19 protein-coding genes and 2 pseudogenes are annotated in these 21,888 nt (G+C 41.6%); 13 read left to right on the forward strand and 8 right to left on the reverse strand.

The genetic code is table 11. From position 1 onward, the window contains the following. Positions 1 to 104: 104 nt before the first annotated feature. Together MF4640_RS11635 and MF4640_RS11640 are read right to left on the reverse strand one after the other, a co-directional pair. Positions 105 to 620, reverse strand: a complete 516-nt coding sequence (locus MF4640_RS11635) for a chromate transporter (RefSeq protein ID WP_078389672.1) — start codon at positions 618 to 620, stop codon at positions 105 to 107. Continuing rightward, entirely contained in the window at positions 617 to 1,192 is a 576-nt protein-coding gene (locus MF4640_RS11640; protein WP_078389673.1) for a chromate transporter, read from the reverse strand. Before MF4640_RS11640 ends, MF4640_RS11635 begins: the two co-directional genes overlap by 4 nt. Before the next feature lie 108 nt (positions 1,193 to 1,300). Here MF4640_RS11640 and MF4640_RS11645 point away from each other — a divergent pair, with 108 nt between their 5' ends. Further along, positions 1,301 to 2,185, forward strand: coding sequence for a LysR family transcriptional regulator (locus MF4640_RS11645; RefSeq protein WP_078389689.1), 885 nt, complete (start codon positions 1,301 to 1,303; stop codon positions 2,183 to 2,185). A gap of 153 nt (positions 2,186 to 2,338) precedes the next feature. After that, positions 2,339 to 4,092 (forward strand): annotated as a pseudogene (locus MF4640_RS11650) (amidohydrolase). Here MF4640_RS11650 and MF4640_RS11655 read toward each other — a convergent pair. Next, entirely contained in the window at positions 4,083 to 4,718 is a 636-nt protein-coding gene (locus tag MF4640_RS11655; RefSeq protein ID WP_004693547.1) for a CerR family C-terminal domain-containing protein, read from the reverse strand. The pseudogene MF4640_RS11650 and the gene MF4640_RS11655 overlap by 10 nt on opposite strands. A gap of 110 nt (positions 4,719 to 4,828) precedes the next feature. On the opposite strand from MF4640_RS11655, the gene MF4640_RS11660 reads away from it, so the two are divergent. The 8 genes from MF4640_RS11660 (at position 4,829) to MF4640_RS11695 (ending at position 15,131) form a co-directional block, all read left to right on the forward strand. Further along, positions 4,829 to 5,851 carry an HlyD family efflux transporter periplasmic adaptor subunit gene (locus MF4640_RS11660; RefSeq protein WP_078389674.1) on the forward strand — a complete coding sequence of 341 codons (1,023 nt, stop codon included), beginning with the start codon at positions 4,829 to 4,831 and terminating at the stop codon, positions 5,849 to 5,851. A gap of 17 nt (positions 5,852 to 5,868) precedes the next feature. Beyond that, a complete protein-coding gene (locus tag MF4640_RS11665; protein ID WP_171263880.1) occupies positions 5,869 to 7,680 on the forward strand; it encodes an ATP-binding cassette domain-containing protein in 1,812 nt (603 codons plus the stop codon). Between the two features lie 10 nt (positions 7,681 to 7,690). Next, the gene (locus MF4640_RS11670) at positions 7,691 to 8,821 is read left to right on the forward strand and encodes an ABC transporter permease (protein WP_078389676.1); all 1,131 of its coding nucleotides are present in this window, start codon (positions 7,691 to 7,693) and stop codon (positions 8,819 to 8,821) included. A gap of 19 nt (positions 8,822 to 8,840) precedes the next feature. Further along, positions 8,841 to 9,956: an ABC transporter permease gene (locus MF4640_RS11675; protein ID WP_078389677.1), complete on the forward strand. Its 1,116-nt coding sequence runs from the start codon at positions 8,841 to 8,843 to the stop codon at positions 9,954 to 9,956. A gap of 174 nt (positions 9,957 to 10,130) precedes the next feature. Next, entirely contained in the window at positions 10,131 to 10,775 is a 645-nt protein-coding gene (locus MF4640_RS11680) for an RluA family pseudouridine synthase (RefSeq protein ID WP_078389678.1), read from the forward strand. Positions 10,776 to 10,911: 136 nt separating this feature from the next. Further along, positions 10,912 to 13,749, forward strand: a complete 2,838-nt coding sequence (rapA, locus tag MF4640_RS11685) for an RNA polymerase-associated protein RapA (RefSeq protein WP_078389679.1) — start codon at positions 10,912 to 10,914, stop codon at positions 13,747 to 13,749. Between the two features lie 160 nt (positions 13,750 to 13,909). Then, positions 13,910 to 14,176, forward strand: coding sequence for a PAAR domain-containing protein (locus MF4640_RS11690; protein ID WP_078389680.1), 267 nt, complete (start codon positions 13,910 to 13,912; stop codon positions 14,174 to 14,176). 139 nt (positions 14,177 to 14,315) lie between these two features. Beyond that, complete coding sequence (locus MF4640_RS11695) at positions 14,316 to 15,131, forward strand: alpha/beta fold hydrolase (protein ID WP_078389681.1); 816 nt, start codon at positions 14,316 to 14,318, stop codon at positions 15,129 to 15,131. Between the two features lie 38 nt (positions 15,132 to 15,169). Here the strand turns inward: MF4640_RS11695 and fabR are convergent, their stop codons facing one another. Continuing rightward, on the reverse strand, positions 15,170 to 15,865 hold the full coding sequence (gene fabR, locus MF4640_RS11700) for an HTH-type transcriptional repressor FabR (RefSeq protein ID WP_078389682.1): 696 nt from the start codon (positions 15,863 to 15,865) through the stop codon (positions 15,170 to 15,172). A gap of 140 nt (positions 15,866 to 16,005) precedes the next feature. Here fabR and MF4640_RS11705 point away from each other — a divergent pair, with 140 nt between their 5' ends. Both MF4640_RS11705 and MF4640_RS11710 read left to right on the forward strand, forming a co-directional pair. Next, the gene (locus MF4640_RS11705; protein ID WP_078389683.1) at positions 16,006 to 17,073 is read left to right on the forward strand and encodes a ferredoxin reductase; all 1,068 of its coding nucleotides are present in this window, start codon (positions 16,006 to 16,008) and stop codon (positions 17,071 to 17,073) included. Positions 17,074 to 17,087: 14 nt separating this feature from the next. Further along, the gene (locus tag MF4640_RS11710) at positions 17,088 to 18,182 is read left to right on the forward strand and encodes a fatty acid desaturase family protein (RefSeq protein WP_078389684.1); all 1,095 of its coding nucleotides are present in this window, start codon (positions 17,088 to 17,090) and stop codon (positions 18,180 to 18,182) included. Between the two features lie 36 nt (positions 18,183 to 18,218). On the opposite strand, the gene MF4640_RS11715 is transcribed toward MF4640_RS11710, so the two are convergent. The 3 genes from MF4640_RS11715 to MF4640_RS11725 form a co-directional block, all read right to left on the reverse strand. Beyond that, positions 18,219 to 18,419 (reverse strand): hypothetical protein, encoded by a 201-nt coding sequence (locus MF4640_RS11715; RefSeq protein WP_004693524.1) that lies wholly within the window; start codon positions 18,417 to 18,419, stop codon positions 18,219 to 18,221. Between the two features lie 160 nt (positions 18,420 to 18,579). Then, the gene (locus tag MF4640_RS11720; protein ID WP_078389685.1) at positions 18,580 to 19,236 is read right to left on the reverse strand and encodes an HAD-IB family hydrolase; all 657 of its coding nucleotides are present in this window, start codon (positions 19,234 to 19,236) and stop codon (positions 18,580 to 18,582) included. Further along, positions 19,203 to 20,408 carry a DUF1615 family protein gene (locus MF4640_RS11725; RefSeq protein ID WP_078389690.1) on the reverse strand — a complete coding sequence of 402 codons (1,206 nt, stop codon included), beginning with the start codon at positions 20,406 to 20,408 and terminating at the stop codon, positions 19,203 to 19,205. The genes MF4640_RS11720 and MF4640_RS11725 overlap by 34 nt, the downstream gene beginning before the upstream one ends. Before the next feature lie 416 nt (positions 20,409 to 20,824). Between MF4640_RS11725 and MF4640_RS11735 the strand changes: the two genes are divergently transcribed. Continuing rightward, entirely contained in the window at positions 20,825 to 21,808 is a 984-nt protein-coding gene (locus MF4640_RS11735; protein WP_227518654.1) for a type I restriction endonuclease, read from the forward strand. On the opposite strand, the pseudogene MF4640_RS19025 reads toward MF4640_RS11735, so the two are convergent. Beyond that, a pseudogene (locus tag MF4640_RS19025) lies at positions 21,789 to 21,888 on the reverse strand (IS1 family transposase); the annotation flags it as partial. The gene MF4640_RS11735 and the pseudogene MF4640_RS19025 overlap by 20 nt on opposite strands.

The raw sequence follows: 21,888 nt of genomic DNA on the forward strand, positions 1-21,888 counted from the left end.
CCTTACATCTTGGGCATCAGATGTAAGGCTTATGCTATTTATTTGAAAGTAATAATAAAATAGAAAGTATGTGCTATTGAACACGAACTTTTATGACACACCGTTTATAAAAACAGTGCGCCTGACATTGCTCCAAAGAGCATGACCCACAGTGGATGAATTTTTTTCACTAAACTTAAACCAGTAGCGACGATAACGATTGCAATGAGTAACCAGTTCTGAGCAGATGTAGCGGCAATAATATATGCACTAACCAAAACCAAGCCGACAGTAATTGGTTTCAGTGCTTTTTCAAACATGCTGCGTAGTGGATGATCCTTAAACTGATTCCAAAACTTGAGTGCAAATACAGTCAGTACAGAAGAGGGCCCAAACTTTGCCAATGAAGTCACGAACAGTCCAGCAGGTCCAGCCACATGCCAGCCGACTAAAGGTACAATCATCATATTGGGGCCCGGTGCCGCTTGCGCCATGGCAAACATGGTGCTGAACTCTGTGGCAGTAAGCCAACGATGCACTTCAACCAATTGATGTTGCATTTCAGGCAAAATGGCATTGCCGCCACCAAAGGCCAGTATAGAAAGCTGGGTAAAAACGATGGCTAGAGTGAGTAAAATCATGCGTTTTTTCCTCTTTTGTTCAAGCTTAAGACTGCGACATTGATGCTGACTAAGATCAGTAACGTTAATGCCAATGGAATCTTAATAATCAGCATAAAGACGATGGTCAGCGCGATAGTAAAGATCGTGAGGTAACTTTTCAGAATGGGTTTCAACATTTTTAACCCCATCGCAAACAGTAAACCTGCCGCTGCCGCTGCTAGACCCTGTATCATGTGCTGAATCACGGCGATACTTTGAAATTGGCTATAGAGCTGATACAGCAAAATCACAATCACCGTCGGTGCAAAAATCAACCCGAGAACTGCACTAATCGCACCTTTAACCCCCTGAAACTCATAACCAATTGCAACGGCCATATTAATGATGTTTCCTCCAGGGAGGATTTGACAGACACCCAATAAGTGCGTGAACTCTTCCGTGTTGAGCCATTTTTGCTCTTCTACAACCATTTGGTGTGCAAGTGGCAGTACGCCACCAAAGCCCATGAGTCCCAGCTTCATAAAGCCTGCAAATAGTTCCCGTGAAGTCGGGTGGGTTATTTGTTCAGCAGGGAGCACTTCAGTGTTCATGTCTTTCGCCTTTTGTGGAATGTGCCCAGTATGAACCTGTAGAGATATATTGAAAAATGCTATTTTTGACGTTATATATACTGAAAAAGTATGTTTGATGGGGCAGACATGATTGATATCCATAAACTCAGAGCATTTGTTGCAGTGGTAGAAGAAAGTAATATTTCGCATGCTGCTGTTCGTTTGAATATGCAACAACCACCGTTGACACGGATTATCAAAAGCTTGGAAGAAGAGCTGAATGCTCAGCTGTTAAAGCGTTTGCCGCGTGGTGTCGAGGTAACAGAAGCGGGCAAGGTTTTGTACAAAGAAGCCCTTGCGATATTGGCGCATGCACAGTTGATTCCCAAACGTGTGCAGGATATTTCTTTGGGGGTTGAAGGTCAGATTAATATTGGCTTTACCAACTCGGTTGGCTTACATCCTTTTTTACCGGCTTTGCTGCGTAACTTTCGGGAAACTTTTCCACGTGTTTCAATTCATCTGGAAGAAGATGGCAGTAGCTCGCTGATAGACTCCATTAGTAATGAAAAAAATGACATTGTGTTCTTACGCAAACCTGCACCGATTGGCCTTGGTTTAACCAGTCTACATGTATTAGATGAGCCACTCATTGTGGCTTTACCCAATAATCATCCTTTGGCTGAACAAGCCGAACCGATTCACTTGCTGGATCTTGAACCGCATGATTTTGTGTTATACCGACGTTTAGCTGGACAAGATTTATTCGATAATATTTTGGCCAGTTGTTACCAAGCTGGATTTAGTCCCAAAATTGTACAAGAAGCGCCACGTTTAACCTCAAGCTTAAACTTGATTGCTGCAGGGATTGGTTTATCCATCGTGCCTGAGGCCATTCGTGACTTTTGGAATAAGCAGATTGTTTATAAAACGCTTAAGGCCAATAACCCATGTATTGCGCCGATTTATGCAGTGTATAAAGAAAATATAGACAATGTCCGTTTGCAACACATCTTAAAGTTATTGCAATAATTCGTTGAATATTGAGCACTTTATTCTGCCTGACAAGAGCTGGCTTAAAGTGCTAAGGTAGAGTGATGATGTGTTGTATTTAAAGTTTTATAACTATAACGAATGCTCGTACGGAGCAAAATATAATATTTAGCAATATGAGGTGTTTAACCCATGCTTTTTAATAAGGTTTCTTTTGCACTCACGGCTCTACTTTCTTCCACTGTGGTAATGATGAGTGGTTGTGCAACCAGTCTGTCTAGCACCGCTTCAAACACACAACAACAGGCGCAAAATGCCTTATTGGTCTATGGTGGCCACATTTTAACCATGCAAGGCATGCAGCCCAGCTATGTCGATGCCATGATAATTCAAGATGGAAAGATCCGTTATACAGGCCCATTGTCTGAGGCTGAAAAGCTTGCGCCACAGGCGAAACGCTTAAACTTAAATAACAATACCGTCATCCCAGGCATCATTGATGCCCATAGTCATTTAAACTCTGTCGGTATGCAGCAAACTGTGGCAAATTTATATCCGCCGCCAGATGGCAAGGTGGTGAGTATTGCCACACTTATCCAAGAAATGAAGGCGTGGGCGAAGCAAAATCCAACCTTTGTCCAAGCGACTTCTGGCTGGATTATTGGCAATGGTTATGATGATACCCAGCTACAAGAGAAAGCTCATCCAACAGCCACAGATTTAGATCAGATTTCAACGACTCAACCTGTACTGATTTTGCATCAGTCTGGACATTTGGCCTCTGTGAATCACAAAGCGCTAGAGTTGTTAGGCATTAATGAAAAAAGTAGCAACCCCAGTGGTGGTGTGATTCGACGCGTAGTCGGGACAAATATTCCAAATGGTGTACTGGAAGAAAGTGTTGTGATTGAAGCCATGCTACAGGCGTTTAAAACGGTCCCACCTGAAATGATGCAGCAGATGGCGTTGACTGCGGTACAGACCTATATGAAAAATGGTTACACCACGGTACAAGAAGGACGAGCTGATCGTGGTACTTCAGAACTTTGGCGAGTTTGGCTAATCAAAACAAATTAGCGATTGATGTCGTCTCTTATCCTGATATTAGTTCTGAACAGGCGTATATGCTCGAAAAAGGTGTAAGCAAAAACTATGTCAATCACTTTAGAATTGGTGGCGTGAAAATTAGCTTAGATGGTTCACCTCAAGGTAAAACAGCGTGGTTAACCGAACCTTATGTGGTTCCGCCTGAAGGGAAAGATAAGAACTATCGTGGCTATCCTGCATTTCCAGAGCAAAAAACAGTCCAGCACATGATTGATTTGGCTTTTCAAGAGCAGTGGTCCATTTTGGCACATGCCAATGGTGATGCCGCGATTGATCAATACCTCAATGTGATTGCCAATGCGCAAAAGAAATATGATGCCTCACAGCGACGAGATGTGATTATTCATGCGCAAACTATGCGAGAGGATCAACTGGATCGGGCGAAACAGCTTCACTTGATTCCCTCATTTTTTTCTTTGCATACCTACTACTGGGGCGACTGGCATGTGGCACAAACCTTAGGTGAAAAGCGTGCTGAACACATCTCACCAACAGGTTCGGCCTTAAGAAAAGGCATGATTTTCACTGAGCATCATGATGCTCCTGTTATCCCACCGAAAAGCATGATGGTGTTGGATGCAACGGTTAATCGCACCACGCGAACAGGCAAAGTTTTGGGTGAGACACAAAAAGTCAGCCCGTATATCGCACTTAAAACGATGACGGACTGGGCTGCATATCAGTATTTTGAAGAAGATATTAAAGGCACTTTAAGTACAGGGAAATACGGTGACTTTGTTATTTTAAGTGCCAATCCAATCACCACTGAACCATCTAAAATCAAAGACATCAAAGTTCTTGCAACCTATAAGCAAGGACAGTTGGTTTATCAAAGATAAAGTTGTTTAGCGGCTTGTAAACCTGCGACTGAAAAGGTCATGAGATGTTTGACTAAAAGCGCAGGTTCAAGCTTGGAGACATTTTTAAGTGGGCTTGGCCCATTTGCATCTGCCAAAATCAGCATCATACAAGGCGCGACGGTGCTGAGTACACAAGGCAAAAGTGCAGGATGATTTTCATCGATACCTGAAACTTGGCTAATAATTTTTTTAACCAAAAGAAACTTTCGCGCACCATCATTTTGCATAAACGTGTATAGGTGGGTGGTCGGTGAAAAAAGCTCACGAACAAACACTTTGCTATGCCAGACATCGGTTTCAACCAGCTTACCGATTAGGCTTTCAAAAAAAGCTTCCAGTTTTTCAGTAGGCGTTTTAGAGCTGTTAAGCAAGGTCAAGAGTTCTTGTTCATCAATATAATGCGTATGTGCTTCGGCAAGTACGGCACGATATAAGCCATCACGACCATCGAAGTGATAGTTAATGGCAGCCAAATCGACTTCGGCCAGCTTGGCAATGGCTTTACTCGTGGTTTTTGCAAAACCATCCTGAGCAATTAGGCGGCCAGCAGCATCCAAAATTTTCGATTTGGTTAAATCACCATCGCTACGTCCAGCTCTAGACATTATTTACTCTGCATCAAAATTTAGACTTGAAGTATATCTTTCTTAACTGAATTGTTATAGTTTAAATTAGATTTAAACTTGTATTAAAACTAAGCGAAGGTTTGGTGTACATGAACAAAAGTAAGTTCATACTGTTGGTTGGGGTGTTGCTCATTGCTGTAGCGGCTGCATTTTTGTGGTTCAGTCGAGACAAAGCCGATCCCGATCATCTGGTGTTATATGGCAATGTTGATATTCGACAAGTCTCACTGGCATTTGAAACGGCTGGACGTATTCAAAGCTTATTTGTTCAAGAAGGCGATCGCGTTCAAAAAGGTCAGGTTCTTGCCGAACTGAATACCGATGCGTTGACTATACAAGCACAGCAAGCCCAAGCACAGTTACAAGTTCAACAGCAAACCTTAAATGAACAAGCTGCGGGCAATCGACCTGAAGAGATTACCCAAGCGAAAGCGAAAGTACAGTCTGCCCAAGCCCAATTTGAAAATGCCGATAAACAATACCAGCGTTTAAATGTCTTAAACTGGAGTACTGCGGGTCAAGCAGTGAGTAAGCAAGAGGTTGATGCTGCAAAAAGCAATATGAAAATGGCGGAAGCGGCTGTAGGTGAAACCAAAGCCAACCTGGAGCTACTTTTGAAAGGTGCACGCACAGAAGAACGTGAAGCGGCTAAAGCACAATATGAATCGACCAAGGCCAATCTTGATTTGATTGATTACCAAATTACTCAAAGTAAGCTGCTGGCACCTGTGAATGGCGTAATTCGTGCACGTTTACAAGAAGTTGGTGACATGACGACTTCAAACAAGTCCGTCTATACCATTGCCCTGATCCATCCTAAATGGGTGCGTGTTTATGCCAGTGAAATGGATATTGGGCATATCAACATGGGCGCAGCAGCACAAGTCATTCGTGACTCACAACCGAATCAGCCCATCACAGGAAAAATTGGTTATATCTCATCTGTGGCGGAATTTACCCCGAAAACGGTACAGACCGAAGATATTCGCACGACTTTGGTGTATGAAGTCCGTATTTATGTCGATGACCCGAATGACCAACTAAAAATGGGACAGCCTGTGACAGTGAGCATAGCCAAATCATCGCGTCCAACTGCCAAGAATAATCCTTAAGGCATGGGAGTATGTCGATGTCAGTAGAGAGCATTGTGATTGCCACGGATTTAAACAAAACCTTTAAAGCAGAACAAAAAGATTTGGATGATGTGCAGGCTTTGCAAGGCATAAATATGCAGATCAAAACAGGAAAACTGACGGCTTTGGTCGGGCCTGATGGTGCTGGTAAAACCACATTTTTAAGATTGATCGCAGGTTTATATAAGCCAACCACTGGAAGCTTGAAAGTCTTAGGAATGGATGTCGCCAAAGATCCACAATCTGTGCAAGATCGTATCAGCTACATGCCGCAAAAGTTTGGTTTGTACGAAGACCTCAGTATTCAAGAAAATTTAGACTTGTATGCGGATTTGCATGGCGTGCCAATGGACGTTCGCAAGGAACGTTTTGCACGTTTGCTCAAGATTACCGACTTGGCGCACTTTACTGAACGTCCCGCAGGAAAACTCTCTGGGGGTATGAAGCAGAAGTTAGGTTTGGCCTGCACTTTAGTCCGTTCACCTGAACTATTGCTGTTGGATGAACCAAGTGTCGGTGTCGATCCACTCTCACGCCGTGATCTGTGGATCATCATTGAACAATTGGTGAGGGAGGAGAACTTAAGTGTAATCCTCAGTACTGCGTATATGGATGAAGCTGAACGCTGTCATCAGGTTTATGTCATGTTGGATGGACAAGTCTTAAAGCAAGGTACACCCGACGAACTGACGGCTCAGGCACAGGGACAAACATGGCAAGTAAAACCCAGTCCCAACATGAAGGCACGGGTATTACAAGCACATTTACTTGATAATCAACATTATATTGCCGATGCAGTTCCCAAAGGCAATATAGTGCGTTTTATTACGCGAACTGAAAGCCCATCACTTCCAGCAGATCTGTTACCCAAAGGCGTTGTTGCGGAACAGAGGCCAGCAGAGTTGGAAGATGCATTTATGTTGCTTTTACACGAGGCGAAACATATTCAAAAAACGGTATTGGCACAGGAAAATTTAGCTTTAGACCCTTCAATAACTTTGATAGAAAACTCTGATCCACCACAAGTGAAAACAGAGCAGAATGTAAAACAGCAGCTCGAAAAACCTGTGATTGTGGTGAAGGATTTGGTACGCACTTTTGGTGATTTTACCGCCGTGGCCAGTACCTCGTTTGATGTATCCCGCGGCGAAATTTTTGGTTTGCTTGGCCCCAATGGTGCAGGTAAGACCACGACGTTTCGTATGCTCTGTGGCTTACTGCCCGCCAGCAGTGGTGTGTTGGAAGTGGCAGGCATGAATTTGCGTACAGCTCGTGCGCAGGCAAGGGCAAAAATTGGTTATGTATCGCAGAAGTTTGCCCTGTATGGCAATTTGAGCGTACTGGATAATCTAAAGTTTTTTGGTGGTGCTTATGGCTTATCGGGCAAACAGTTAAAACAGCAAATTGATAAAGCGTTGCTTCAGTTTGAACTTAAGCCACATGCTAAAAGCGGTGATCTACCAAATGGTTTTAAACAGCGTTTGTCGATGGCAGCAGCACTGTTACATCAGCCTGAAATTGTATTTTTGGATGAACCAACCAGTGGTATTGATCCGTTAGCAAGGCGCTCTTTTTGGTACACCATTGGAGAGTTGGCGAACCAAGGCATGACCATTATTGTGACTACACACTTTATGGAAGAAGCTGAATACTGTGATCGGATTGCGATTCAAGATGCAGGGAAATTGTTGGCGATTGGTACACCTCAACAGATTCGTGGGATGGCACAGTTAGAGGATGTAAACGATATGAATAGTGCTTTTATTGCCATCGTTGAACAGTCCCGTGCAGACATGCAGGCTCACTGAGGAACGTCAAATGAATCATTTCTCAGCTTTCTGGACACGACTGTTTGCCTTAACACGTAAAGAATCCAAACAGCTGCTTCGTGATAAAAGTAGTATGGCGATTGGTTTCATTCTACCGATTATTTTAATTTTGTTGTTTGGTTATGGGCTGTCTTTCGACTTAACCAACGGACGAGTTGGGGTTGTGGAGCAACAGCCCACGCCACAGAGTCAGCAACTGATGAGTGGCTTAAACGGCTCTAGATACATTACCGTCAAGCACTATCCAAGCTTTAGCCAAGCTGAAGCTGCAATGGGCAAGGCTGAAATTGATGCCATCGTCAATATACCCAGCAACTTTGCGGAGCAATATGCAAAGGGGACTGGTGTTGTTCAGGTCATTACCAATGGCCGTTCGACCAGTATTGCTTCGGCCTTGCAGGGCTATATTACCAGTACGCTCAATACCGCCAGTTTGATACAAGCAGACCGAACCAATGCAGCTTCGGTGGGTGGCATTATCACGGTTGAACAACGTATGTGGTTTAACGAGTCCGCAAATAGTACGTGGTTTTTAGTACCAGGTTTAATTGTCCTAATTTTGACCTTGGTCGGCGCATTTTTAACAGGCTTGCTGATTGCACGTGAGCGCGAGCGTGGCACTTTAGAAGCATTATATGTTACGCCCGTACGTCCTCTAGAAATTGTACTTTCAAAACTGGCGCCCTATATCGTGATTGGGATGATTGATATTGTGATGTGTTTAGTTGCAGCACATGTTTTATTTGATGTCCCCATTCGAGCATCACTGTTCTCTGTTATGAGTGCTTCTTTTTTCTATTTAATGGTGTCGTTACTGCTGGGTCTGATGATTTCAGGCCTATCCAAAAGTCAGTTTCAAGCCAGTCAAATGGCACTACTTGCCAGCTTCATGCCTGCTTTAATGCTTTCAGGTTTTGTGTTTGATACACGGAACTTACCGCTAATTGTGCAAGTTATTAGCAATGTTTTACCTGCAACGCACTATATGACTTTGATTAAAACCTTATTACTCGGTGGCGATGATTGGTCTTTGTGGTTTAAAGAATGTGGCATTTTATTGATTTATATCGTGCTATTCACGGTAATGACCGCGCGTACGCTGAAAAAGCGTTTGGGCTAGCGAAAGGAAGGATAGTGTTATGGCAACGTTAATACGCTGGTTTCGTTATCTTTGGGTGCTAATCCGAAAAGAGTTTTTAGCCATTTTAGCCGATCCTGCCAATCGGGTGACCTTAATCGCGCCTGTATTTATCCAAGCGGTCTTGTTTGGTTATGCCGCAAGTTATGATGTGAATCATGTTGATTATGCCGTGCTGGATCAAAGCCGAAGTCAAAGCTCACAACAAGTTTTAGCACATTTAGATGGTTCAGGAATTTTTAAACGAACGGCAGATTTGCAGAATAATCGACAAATCCAACAGGTGATTAATGATCGAACAGCCTTGGCAGTCATCACCATTCCTGCTGATTTTGAGGATGAGTTAAATAATCAAGAGTCTGCACCGATTCAAGTGATTTTAGATGGGCGAAACTCATCAACTGCAAGTATGGCGGGCTCCTACATCAGCAGTGTGGTGGGGCAGGTCAATCAAGAACGTTTGGGAACCAACTCCGCGATCACGGTACAAGCGCGGACATGGTATAACCCGAATGTCGAGTCGAGATGGGGCATCATGCCCTCCTTGATTGCAACTTTAAGTATGATGCAAACACTGTTGCTTTCGGCACTTTCAGTAGCACGCGAGCGTGAACAAGGGACTTTTGATCAGCTCTTAGTTACACCTTATACCCCGACGCAGATTATGATTGGGAAGGCCATTCCGCCGATTATGATTGGGGTTATTCAATCTTCCATTATTTTGGCAATTATTCTGTTCTGGTTTCAGATCCCGATGAATGGCTCCTTGACTTTACTGTATTTTGGATTATTTGCCTTTAATATTGCTGTTGTGGGTGTGGGCCTGTCCATTTCAGCGATTGCACTCAATATGCAACAAGCCATGCTGTATACTTTCTTTTTGATCATGCCTTTAACGCTTTTATCAGGCTTACTAACTCCTGTACAAAATATGCCTGAAGTGTTGAATTGGCTGACATATGCCAACCCGCTACGCTTTGGCATAGACTTGGTACAACGGGTGTATTTGGAAGGTGCAAGTTTTGCGCAAGTGAAATGGGACTTTGTACCGATGTTGATATTAGCCATAATTACCTTGCCTTTGGCTGCGTGGTTATTTAGAAATCGTTTGTCATAATAGCGTGATATCTTTATGTCTCGCTTATCGATACAGACTGTGACTCGGCGTTTGATGTTAAATAATGCAATCAATATCGGTTCATGATTAAAAAAAACGATTTTTGCATTGTATTTCTGGCTTAAGCTTTTTATTATTGCCCGCTTGTTTTCGCGATCAGCTTGGAATGGAACCTTGAGTAATTTTCTAACCGAACACCTGATTCATCGAGATGAAGACTTTATGGTCATCCATAAGCCTGCAGGTATACTCACCGTTCCGGGGAAGACAGAAGACTTACAAGATTGTATGATCAATCGTTTAGTCAAACTAGAACCTAAAACACTACTGATCCACCGTCTTGATCGCGATACCTCGGGTATCTTGGTTTTTGGTCTCAGCCGTTGGGGACAAAAATCCATTTCTCGTCAGTTTCAAGAACGTCAAACCGATAAAACCTATCAAGCGATTGTGGCTGGTCATTTAGATGGTCAGGGCACTGTTGATGTGCCTGTGATTTATGATCCATCCCGTCCACCGTTACATATTGCAGAGCCCAGTCATAACAAGCCTGCTGTGACTGAGTGGAAAGCCATTGAACATTTTGAAATACAGGGTCAGCCCGTGACTCGTGTGGCGCTCACACCTATTACAGGACGTTCGCATCAACTTCGTGTACATATGCAGTTTTTAGGTCATCCTATCGTGGGAGATACGCTTTATGCTGCGCCTGACCAGCAAGATTTGATGCCGCGTTTGTGTTTACATGCAGAGCGTTTGAGTTTTCATCATCCCCAAACCGACCAACGTATCGAATTTATTTGTCCAGTACCATTTTAAGTACGTGGAATCATCAAATTTGCTCACTTTTTTAGTGAGCTTTATGTCAAAATATATTGCTTAAAGGTGTATAATTTTGCTCAAATATCAAACAATGTTTGAGCATTAAATTTGCAGTCCTAACTTGTAGATAAAGGTGGAAAAATTGCAGCAGTTTGCTATTGGTCAACGTTGGTTATCAGATACTGAAACGGAACTAGGTCTAGGAGTTCTTATTGATGTAGATGAGCGATCTGTCAGCATCTTATTCCCTAAAAGTGATGAAACACGTGTATATGCACGGAATAATGCACCTTTATCACGTATTATTTTTAATGTGAACGATGAATTACAAGATCAAGAAGGCACCAAGTGGACGGTTGAAGCACATGAAGACCGTCATGGTGTGGTGCGTTATAACGTTGTTCGTCGCTTAGAAGATGGCACGGAAGAACGTAAATCACTGAATGAGACTCGCATTGGTGCTCAAATTCAGCTGTCTAAACCGCTTGATCGCTTATTGGCAAGTCAAATTGACTATAAAGAATGGTACGACTTACGTATTGAAGCGATGCTAATGCAAGCCAATATGAAGTCGAGCCCACTGCGTGGTATGGTCGGTTCACGTGTCGGTCTGATTCCTCATCAGCTGTATATTGCACACGAAGTGGGTCAACGTTTTGCTCCGCGTGTCCTTTTAGCCGATGAAGTGGGCTTAGGGAAAACCATTGAAGCTGGATTAATTATCCATCAACAGCTTAAAACGGGCCGTTCAGAACGTATCCTAATTTTGGTACCCGATTCACTGCAATATCAGTGGATGATTGAAATGCGTCGTCGTTTCAATTTGAACTTCTCATTATTTGATTTAACCCGTACGGCTTCAATCAAAGAACATGACCCTGAACTGAATCCATTCCTGACTGAACAATGCATTATTGCGTCAATCGATTTGATGATTGACCATGATGACTTGCGTGAACAGGCCCTAGAAGCTGGTTTTGACCTGTTAGTGGTCGATGAAGCACATCACTTGATGTGGAATGAAGAAGACGGTGGTAATGATCGTTACGACTTGATCGAAGAGTTAGCAGAAAAAACACCGGGTGTTTTACTGTTAACGGCAACCCCAGAACAGCTGGGTGTGGAAAGTCACTTTGCGCGTTTACGTTTACTTGACCCACAGCGTTTTAGTTCGCTGGATCGTTTCTTAGATGAAGAAACCCAATATCAACAAACTGCAAAAATTGCTGAAGTACTGATGTCAGATATGCCACTTGAAGAAGGGCATTTGGCTGCATTAGAAGGTTTGCTAGGGCATCGCATTGAAGATGCACCAGAACAACGTTTCCGTGCCATTCATGAGCTTTTAGACCGTCATGGTACAGGGCGTATTTTGTTCCGTAACACCCGTGAGGCCATTCAAGGCTTCCCAGGTCGTGACTGTCAACCTGCGCCTTTGCCTGCACCAGAAAACTGGTCTAAAGATGGTAAATTACGTGAACAAATGTGGCCAGAAGAAGCACAGCTTGACGGTGCGTGGATGGAAGCTGACCCGCGTGTCATGTGGCTCATGGAAAAACTACGTACAGACTTAAAACACAAAAAAGTGTTGCTTATTGCACGTACTGGTCCCGTGGTTGAAGCACTTGAAAACGTACTCCGTTTACATGCGGGTATTCGTACTGCAATGTTCCATGAAGGCATGAGTTTGCTTGAGCGTGACCAAGCGTCGGCTTACTTTGCTGAAGAATCTTATGGTGCACAAATTTTACTGTGCTCTGAAATTGGTTCTGAAGGTCGTAACTTCCAGTTTGCATCAGATTTGATTTTATTTGACTTGCCTGCAAACCCAGATGTACTTGAACAACGTATTGGTCGTTTAGATCGTATTGGTCAAGAAAACCGGATTCAAATTCATGTGCCGTATTTGATTGGTACAGCGCAAGAACGTATGTTCCGTTGGTATAACGAAGCCTTGAATATTTTCAGTAATATCTCGCCAACTGCGCAAACTTTACAAGAAAACTTTATTGTTGAATTGAAAGATTGTTTACTGACAGATAAAGGTCAGCAGTTTGATGACTTACTCGAAGCGGTCAGCGTACAACGTGAAGCGTTAGAAGCAGAGTTACAATCAGGTCGTGACCGTTTGCTTGAATACAACTCTTGTCGTCCAATTGTGGCGCAAGAAATTGTACAAGCGCTTGAGTCTTATGATGACAACACCACTTTGCCAATGTTTATGAAGCGCTTTATGGCGTCGACAAATATTGATTTTGACGAACAAAGCAACGGTACAGTCATCATTAAACCAACCGATCAAATGCAAGTTCAAGGTTTAACCTTGGATGAAGAAGGCATGACTGCGACATTCTACCGCGATCAAGCTCAGATACGTGAAGATGCTCAGTATTTAACCCTTGAGCATCCATTTACTGAAAGCGTAATGGAAATGATCAACACTCAAGGTTTTGGTAGTACCAACGTTGCAGTGTTGAAGTCAGCTGCTTTACCACAAGGTTCGGTATTGTTGGAAGTTTGGTTTAAAGTCGATGTGGTTGCACCGAAAGCATTGAACTTGCCTTCAAGCTTACCGCAGCAGTTGGTTCGCGTCTTGCTGAGTGAAAAGGGTCAAGATCTGTCGCAGAAAATTGCGCCTGAAATCTTAAAACCATACTTGCATCATTTGGATGGTAATAGCTGTCGTCAAGTCGTGAAAGCACGTCGTGAAGTGATTGAACAGCGTTATGTACAAGCATTGGAGCTTGCGCGTGCAGCTTTACCAAGCTTTGTGCAACAAGCGAAAGAAGTCTACGGTAGCAAGTGGCAATACGAAATTGACCGCCTAACTTATTTAAAGCAGTTTAATCCGAGTATTCGTGAAGATGAAATTTCACGTCTACAAAAACTGCAAAAAGAAGGTCTTGGTTTGCTAGATGGCCTATCGGTTACACCAGAAGCAATTCAAGTGATGGTTGTGGTTAAACCATAAGCACAATCGCTGTATGAAAAGCACCTTCGGGTGCTTTTTTAATGAATCCTTAAAAAAGGGATGTCTAAGTTGTATTTGAAAAGTAATCCATTCAAATTCTAAGCGCTTGCTTATGCTAGAATTTTCGCCATTAAAACTCTAATGTATCGAACAATAAATTATGTCTAAAGCTCTAGTAACAATGGGTTCAAAAACAACACATGGTGGCATCGTCGCTGAGTGTGAAAACAGTTTTGTGATCAATGGTATTGCTGTGCATTTAAATGGAATGAAGCACTTTTGTCCTAAGTGTCGAATGGTGGTTTCTGCGATTGCAGCAGATCAGAGCACAACGGTCTTGGGACGTGCTGTGGTGATTGCAGGAGACAAAACCAACTGTGGCGCTACTTTTTTAGGCAATCAGAACTTAACTGTTTCTGCAAAGTGATCTCAGATCTATCCCAGAATATTTTTATAAATTGGCCGAAGTGATCAAAGTTCATGACTTAGGATTCATCCTGCGCCATTTCGTTTAGATTGAAAAACGATTATGGTAAATAGGGTATAAAACAATAGATCTGAATGACATGAGCAAACCAGCCTTACACTTTACCCATGCAAATGGCATTCCCTCGGGCAGCTATCAAAAATTTTTCCAGTTTTTGAATAAAGATTTTGATGTCAAAGCGATCCCGATGATTGGTCTAGATCCGCACTATCCTGTGGAATACCGTTGGGAAGCGTTGGTGGATCAAGTTATTTCAGATATTGAACAGCAGTTTCCACAGCAACACGTGATTGGTTTAGGGCATTCTTTTGGCTCTTTACTCACACTTATGGCGGCTTATAAAAAACCACAGTTGTTTTCGCAAGTGATTATCATGGACCCACCGTTTGTGATCGGTTCTAAGGCCTTTTTATTTGAAGCGTTACAAAAGCTGGGATCAAAGTCCATTGAAAAACTCACCCCAGCCGCGGTGACCGTCAAGCGTCGTGATCATTGGGAAAGTATTGAACAGGCCAGTCAGGCGCTCAGACCGAATCGTATTTTTAAAGACTTTGATGAACAGTGTTTTGCAGACTTTATAGCGTGTGGTTTAAAAAGTGATCCGACTCGAAATGGGGTGACGCTAACCATTCCGAAACATACTGAAGCTGAGATCTTCAGGACAGTGCCTGCATGGTGGTGGCGTACCCCACGCAAAGCACCTGCTATGCCGATTCATGTGTTGACTGCAAAAGATAGCCATTTCTATAAGCAAGGTTTACCCCAAGGGATGAAAAAAACCTATGCGATCGACTATAGTGTGCTTGAAGGTGGGCATATGTTTCCGCTAGAACAACCGAAACAGACCGCAGAATTTGTGCACCAGCTCATTAAAGAGCAACAGCGAAACAAATAAGAAGATATTTCAGCGAATCTGTTGGGTGTAATCACAGATTAGCGAATCATCGCTTCATCCAAATGACGTGAACCTTCCAAAATCATGCGAATCATGATCATGGTTTGTTCAGCCATTTTTTTACGCTCTACACTTGGCATATCAATCACTTTGGCACCCATATTGAAGACCAATTGGGTGATTGCCATGGACACCAATTCAGGGTGGAAGAGTTTGCTATTATTTAAACGTTCTAAACGAATTAAATCGTCTTTGAGTTCTTGTTGGAAATAATTCAACTGTCTTTCGACCGCATTTTTATAAGATGCCGAACCCGTATATGCTTCGCGTAATAGTAGGCTTAAGTTGCCATCATCAGCATCTAGTTGTTCAATAAAAACTTCGACTGAGCTACGAATAATACTTTCTTGGCGAATGGCCTTAATCCGTGCTTCATGCAAAATTTGACGTAGCACAACACCTGCACGTTCAATCAGCTCGATAGCCAGTTCATCGGTATCTTTAAAATGACGATAAAAACTATTCGGCGCAATGCCTGCTTCACGTGCGACTTCACGCAAGCTTAGGGATGCAATACTTTTTTCAGGACCAATCAAATTTAAAGCAGCTTGAAACAGTTCATCTTTTGTAATCGTTGCTTTTCGACCAACACTACGTGCAAGCACTGGTGCATGTTTTTTTGAAGCTTCATGCTCTGTGTTGGTTGTATGGGTTTGAATGGTGGTCGGTATCATATTTATCAAGCAATTAAATCAATCGGTTCATTATAGCCCCACTGGTCGGCATTGTGAAACGAAACGAAACAATCAGAGTATATATACAAATATATATACATGTGTATAATAATTCAAAATCTATGGCGTGGTCCTTTACTATGCAGATCCTTGAAAGAACTAAATCTCCTTTAACTGAGTATGCTGAGAGTGTTATAGACCGACACACAGCTAACTTTTGGCTTCAAAAAATCAACCCACTTTGGTCGATACACCAAGCTTTGGGTAAAGTGGTAAAAAAAGAGCAAGTTGCACACGATATGGTGAGTTTAACGCTGCAAACCAATCGTCATTTTCAAATGGGGCAAGCGGGGCAACACCATCCTGTATATGTCGTGGTTCAAGGCGTACGTTATGAACGTACCTATAGTTTGACCCAGATTGATGCGCAACATGTCTTACTGAATGTAAAAATGGTAGACCAAGGTAAGGCAAGTCATTGGCTATGTGAGCAGGTTAAAATCGGCGATGTTTTAGAATTCGGCCAGCCTTATGGCGATATGCAATTGACTGTAAATGATCAACAGTTAATTTTACTCGCTGCGGGCAGTGGTATTACCCCCATGCTGAGTTTATTGAAACGTTTAGAGAAGACCGCCAAGCTTAAAAAGCAGCCTGTACATTTGATGTATTGGGTGAAAAAGCATACTGATGCTGCGTTCAAAGTATATTTTGAACAGTTGGCAGCACAATACTCAAACTTTACATTCAGCATGTTTTATACCCAAGAGTCAGATGAAGGTGAGCGTTTAAATCAAAACCATGTGTCTGGACTGAATCAGATTGAAAAGGCAACGGTATATGCATGCGGCCCTTCAGGGTTTGTAGCTACGGTTGAGCAGCTTTTCGCTCATGCCAACACCTTAAAAACTGAAGCGTTTAGCATGAGTCCATTTGCAAATGATGATGTTGGTTTTGTGAATATTACCTTAACAAAGTCGAAGAAAATTTTAAGCATTCCCAAAGGTCAATCTATTCTTGCAAGTTTGGAACAGCAAAATGTGAAGCCTCAACATGGCTGCCGTATGGGAATCTGTAATAAGTGTGCTTGCAACAAAGTTGAGGGTTCAACCAAAAACTTGGTCAATGGTGCACAAAATTCTGAGCCTGGAAATTTTCTAAAAATTTGTGTCAACACGGCACAAACCGATCTTATTGTCGATTTATAAGGGGAATAAATACAATGAATATGCCTGTTAAAGTTGAATATTTTAAAAACCCGAAGAATCGTGAGTTAACGACATTTGAGTTAGATGAACTTGCACGTGAGCTAGATGCCATTAAGCAAGAAGTACTGGATGATATTGGCGAGAAAGATGCGCAATATATTCGTCGTGTCTATGCAGCGGTGCGTTATGCATCTATCGCAGGTCGTGCATGTTTATTTGCAGGTTGGTTCCCACCTGCATGGGTGTTGGGCACGGGCTTGCTGAGTTTTGCCAAAATCATGGAAAACATGGAATTAGGTCATAACGTGATGCACGGTCAATATGACTGGATGAATGACCCTAAGTTTAATGGTCAAAACTATGAGTGGGACATCGTAGGTACAGCAGACAATTGGCGTCAGACTCATAACTATAAGCATCATACTTATACTAATATTAAAGGGATGGATGATGACATTGGCTATGGTCTGCTTCGATTATTCCCTGAACAACGTTGGAAACCGGGCTTTTTATTGCAACCGATTTATAGCATTCCATTTTGTTTGTTGTTCCAATGGGGCGTTGCGATCCAAAATTTGGAGTTAGGCAAATACTTCAAGGGGCGTAAAAGCAAAGCGCAGACTTTAGCTGAATGGAAACCTATGCAGCGCAAAATTGGTAAACAATTGTTTAAAGATTATGTGTTTTTCCCACTCATTGCAGGACCTGCGGCGTTGCCTGTGTTTACAGGGAATTTGGTTGCAAATGGTATCCGTAATATGTGGACATTTAGTGTGATTTTTTGTGGTCACTTCACCAAAGATGTGGAAGTTTTCCCGAAAAAAGTACTAGAAAATGAAAGCCGTGGTCACTGGTACATGCGCCAAATTCGTGGTTCGTCGAATTTAACTGGTTCAGAAGCATTCCATATTTTGACAGGGCACTTAAGTCATCAAATTGAGCATCACTTATATCCAGATGTACCTGCGCGTCGTTACCGTAAAATGGCACCGAAAGTACAAGCAGTGTGTGAAAAGTATGGCATTAACTATAACAATGCCAGTCTAGTAAAACAGTATGGTAGCGTCATCAAACGTATTGTGAAATATGCGTTTCCCTTTAAAAAGTAAGTAAAAAAGCCACTTCATTTGAAGTGGCTTTTTTTGTTATTTACTAAATTGACGTAATGTCTTTACCAGATGATGGTAATCACCTTGTTTGGCGATATTGAGCACATGTTCAATTTCGTGTTTTAACCATTTTTGTTTTGAAGCATTAAAAGCGAACTGCGCCAATAATACAAAGGGACTTTCACCGAATTTGATCGAAAGACCTTTGACATACTTGGGTGGAGATAATTGTTCCATACTGATGCCTTTTTATAATTTAAGTAGAATGGTTCTCAAAATATTTTTATTAGGCAAAATTTATCATAAATATATTTTTTGGTAAATAAAACATACTGAATTTTAATAATAAATATTTTTAAAAATTCAATATGGCTAATTATTAACCTATACTTAATAATTAGCTTATTTGGCGCTGATTTGATGTATTTGACAAGTCAGGAAGACTTAAATCTGTCCCTACCAAATAGCTAAAATCAGCCAAAGACAACATTTGTTTATCTTCAATGCTATTTCCATAAGCATAAACGGCATGATAACTATCCAGCTCATATTTTTCTTGGATACGTTGCGCTTTGTAGTCACAGCTACAGTCAGCAGTCAGATAGCGCCCTGTATAGCGTTGCCGGTCTTGTTCAACTTGGGTACAGATCAGATCAATTGAGAGTATTTCACACACATATTTTAAATAGATATCAATTGAAGCAGAGACCAAAACCACATCATCGCCCAAACTTTGGTGTTGCTTTAGTTGGCTATAAAGTGCTGGGTTAAGTCCTTTGATTAAGAGTTCTGCATAGCGTTTTGCATAAGCGTCAATTTCGCTGACTTCAGCTTGCTTAAACATCGCATGGAAGAGTTTAGAGCGCATATCATGCGCAGGATAAAAACCTAAATAATAACTTTGAATATAAGGCAGAACTTTTAAGCCTTGTAGGGCAATATGCCGTTTCGAGTGTACATAGAAGATGAACCCCGTAAAACTATCTTTGTCATACAGGGTGCCATCAAAGTCAAATAAGGCTAGATTTTTATGCGCTTTGCACGTTGCATGCATCTTTGATAACGTCCATTGACACGAGTGGCAAACCAGTTGGTATTATAGTCACGGCTGAGCTTCGGACCAGAAATGACGACTTCTGGCATCATGGCATAGAAAGGTTCTTTTTTAGTGACTTCTTGATACAGTTTAGCCACAGCGCGATAGGTTGCTGTATCTTCAAATTTCTTCTCTTTCTCTTTTTTCAGGTCAGAGCGAATTTGACGTGGAGTAACCAAAATATTGTGCTGAGCAAAAACACTGATGAGTTCACGCTCTGATTGACTCTTTGCAGATTTAGGTGAGCCATCTTTGCCATAAAGTAACAAGTCACCGTCTAAATCAAGTTCTGCTTCAGTTAAGTCATTCAACATACTTTGGAAAGCGGCATTTCGACTTGAGTACATGCCTGAGTTATAGTCGGCGAAACGGTAGAGCGGTTTGTCATAGTCAGCAGGGTACATCATTAGTCGGTGAATGCCGTAGTACAGACCACCATATTGGCTATAAAGGTCGGTACGTAAGTCAGCCATACTGCCACCTTCACGTTTATTGTCTTTGGCATAACCGATATGCACTTGCATTGAACCCAACGTGGTAATCGGGTTCATTTTTTCACCTACGTCCTGACCGACAAGTTTGGCTGCACCTGTGAGTGCACTGACGTGATAGTGCTTTGACATATAGTCAAAAATTTTACGGTACAGTTCATCCAGTTCACGTTCTGTTTTAACGCGGCGCATTTGACTTAAATAGTTATCTTCAGGGCTTGGCTGTTCTTTTAAGACCTGTTGGAAATAGCCCGCAATCGTGCCACCGATAGCATCGCCGAGCTTATCTTTAAATTTTTCATCTAAACGATCTTGGACTTCTTTAACCGCTTTTTCACCTAAACCATAAACTTGTGGATCTGCAACAAAGTTAGACTCTTGATCAACCACGGCAATGATCGAACACATATTCTCTTTATTTTGAGGAATACCAAACTGCTCTGAAATATCGTAAATATCTTCAGCCCATGAACGGCGGTCATTTACGCGTCCGGGAATGATGCGTGCGATTTGTTCAGCATTGAGCTTAGGCTCATCATCTGTCCACCATGAACGATCACCGCAGGCGGTTAAGCCTATAGATATGGCCAAGACACTTAGTGTTTTTAAACCAGAAGAAAGAAACAGCTTTTTATTCATAAACAGAGAACACATGATAAAAGGTGAGCCGAAACAGCAGGTGCAGTATACTATGTCGGTCGAAAAAGTGATGAATTTATATGTATATTGGTCGGTATCAACTGTCAAATCATTTGATTGTTGTTCCGATGGCAGGTGGGTTCGATTATTAAGAATAATGAATGTTATTCAGCCTGTTATCTGTTTTATTATGACGGATGGCGCAAAATTAGTGTAATAGATTGAGGAGAACTTAACTTATGATTCTTCCATTTTTTGAACTTCTTTTTTTAATAAATCAAACAGAAAATAGTCCAACGAATAGACTGTAATGAGATTCTAAAAACAAATTTAAATTAATATTTGAAAAATAAAGTAAAAGGGTTAAGATCTAAAATTAGATCAAAAAATATACTTGTAATAATAATGAGGGGAATATGGAAAATTTTATTAATAGACTAAGAAGCCATATTGAGCATGTGAAAAAAGTAGGGGGCCACTGTACTACAGAAGAAACAACTAAGCAGGCTTTAATCCTTCCTCTATTAGATATTTTAGGTTTTAGCCCTTATGACCCGACCAAGGTGCTTGCAGAATTTGCAGCTGATTTTCCAGGTGTGAAATCTACAGAAAGAGTTGATTATGCCCTTTACTGTAATGGGCAACCTGTAATGTTTATTGAAGCAAAACCTTATGTTGCTAATTTAACGAATCATGCTCCGCAGCTATCTAGATATTTTAATAGTAGTTTAGGGGTGACGATTGGCGCGATCACAAATGGTAAAGAATGGAGATTTTTTACTGATTTAATTAATCCAAATGTGATGGATGATAAACCATTTTTAACAGTTGATTTTACGAAGAATAAAGCCGAGGATTTGACACAGCTAGCTGAGTTTAAACATGATAATTTTCATGTAGAAAAGCTACGCTTTTTTGCTGAAGAAAATCAATATATCCAGCAGTTTAAAACTGTAATAAAAAGAAGTATTAATGAAGTTGATATTGATTTTGTTCGCTATGTGGCTCAACAAGCAAGTATTCCTCGTCAATTAAACACTAAATTTTTAGAGTCAATTCAGCCTTTTGTAAAACAAGCTGTTGAGCAGTCAATTAGTGATACCGTTGTTAAAGGACTATCTTCGCCTACAATTATTACTGCCCAGCCAGTTGAACAAAAAGTAGAGGAGACTATTGAGATTGTGTCCGAAAGCTCAACACTATCTGACATTGTTAACTCTGAAAATGAAAGAATTGTGACTACTGTTGATGAACAGGAGTTAAGTCGTATTGTGACAGAGCTCTTTCCTGAAGTTGAATTGGTGGCTAAAGACACAGAAAGCTATTTTAGCGTGCTGTTTCAGAATAAAAATAGGTGGTGTTTCAAAAAGTATGCTGGCGTTAAACAAATCCGTTATTAAGGTAAAAGAAAGTCAAATCAAAGGCTTTAAAATGATTTTCGAGCTTTTTAGAAAAGTTGCAACTTCTCCTAAATCCACGC

The sequence above is a fragment of the Acinetobacter sp. MF4640 genome, from assembly GCF_002018895.1.
Taxonomy (GTDB): Bacteria; Pseudomonadota; Gammaproteobacteria; order Pseudomonadales; family Moraxellaceae; genus Acinetobacter; species Acinetobacter johnsonii.

Excerpts from the sequence above, each read along its gene's own strand:
- MF4640_RS11725 (WP_078389690.1), bottom strand. The coding sequence starts at position 20,408 with ATGAATAAAAAGCTGTTTCTTTCTTCTGGTTTAAAAACACTAAGTGTC.
- MF4640_RS11660 (WP_078389674.1), top strand. The coding sequence starts at position 4,829 with ATGAACAAAAGTAAGTTCATACTGTTGGTTGGGGTGTTGCTCATTGCT.
- MF4640_RS11655 (WP_004693547.1), bottom strand. The coding sequence starts at position 4,718 with ATGTCTAGAGCTGGACGTAGCGATGGTGATTTAACCAAATCGAAAATT.
- MF4640_RS11710 (WP_078389684.1), top strand. The coding sequence starts at position 17,088 with ATGAATATGCCTGTTAAAGTTGAATATTTTAAAAACCCGAAGAATCGT.
- MF4640_RS11665 (WP_171263880.1), top strand. The coding sequence starts at position 5,869 with ATGTCAGTAGAGAGCATTGTGATTGCCACGGATTTAAACAAAACCTTT.
- MF4640_RS11735 (WP_227518654.1), top strand. The coding sequence starts at position 20,825 with ATGGAAAATTTTATTAATAGACTAAGAAGCCATATTGAGCATGTGAAA.
- MF4640_RS11675 (WP_078389677.1), top strand. The coding sequence starts at position 8,841 with ATGGCAACGTTAATACGCTGGTTTCGTTATCTTTGGGTGCTAATCCGA.
- MF4640_RS11705 (WP_078389683.1), top strand. The coding sequence starts at position 16,006 with ATGCAGATCCTTGAAAGAACTAAATCTCCTTTAACTGAGTATGCTGAG.
- MF4640_RS11715 (WP_004693524.1), bottom strand. The coding sequence starts at position 18,419 with ATGGAACAATTATCTCCACCCAAGTATGTCAAAGGTCTTTCGATCAAA.
- MF4640_RS11690 (WP_078389680.1), top strand. The coding sequence starts at position 13,910 with ATGTCTAAAGCTCTAGTAACAATGGGTTCAAAAACAACACATGGTGGC.
- MF4640_RS11720 (WP_078389685.1), bottom strand. The coding sequence starts at position 19,236 with ATGCATGCAACGTGCAAAGCGCATAAAAATCTAGCCTTATTTGACTTT.
- MF4640_RS11635 (WP_078389672.1), bottom strand. The coding sequence starts at position 620 with ATGATTTTACTCACTCTAGCCATCGTTTTTACCCAGCTTTCTATACTG.
- MF4640_RS11695 (WP_078389681.1), top strand. The coding sequence starts at position 14,316 with ATGAGCAAACCAGCCTTACACTTTACCCATGCAAATGGCATTCCCTCG.
- MF4640_RS11670 (WP_078389676.1), top strand. The coding sequence starts at position 7,691 with ATGAATCATTTCTCAGCTTTCTGGACACGACTGTTTGCCTTAACACGT.
- MF4640_RS11645 (WP_078389689.1), top strand. The coding sequence starts at position 1,301 with ATGATTGATATCCATAAACTCAGAGCATTTGTTGCAGTGGTAGAAGAA.
- MF4640_RS11640 (WP_078389673.1), bottom strand. The coding sequence starts at position 1,192 with ATGAACACTGAAGTGCTCCCTGCTGAACAAATAACCCACCCGACTTCA.
- fabR (WP_078389682.1), bottom strand. The coding sequence starts at position 15,865 with ATGATACCGACCACCATTCAAACCCATACAACCAACACAGAGCATGAA.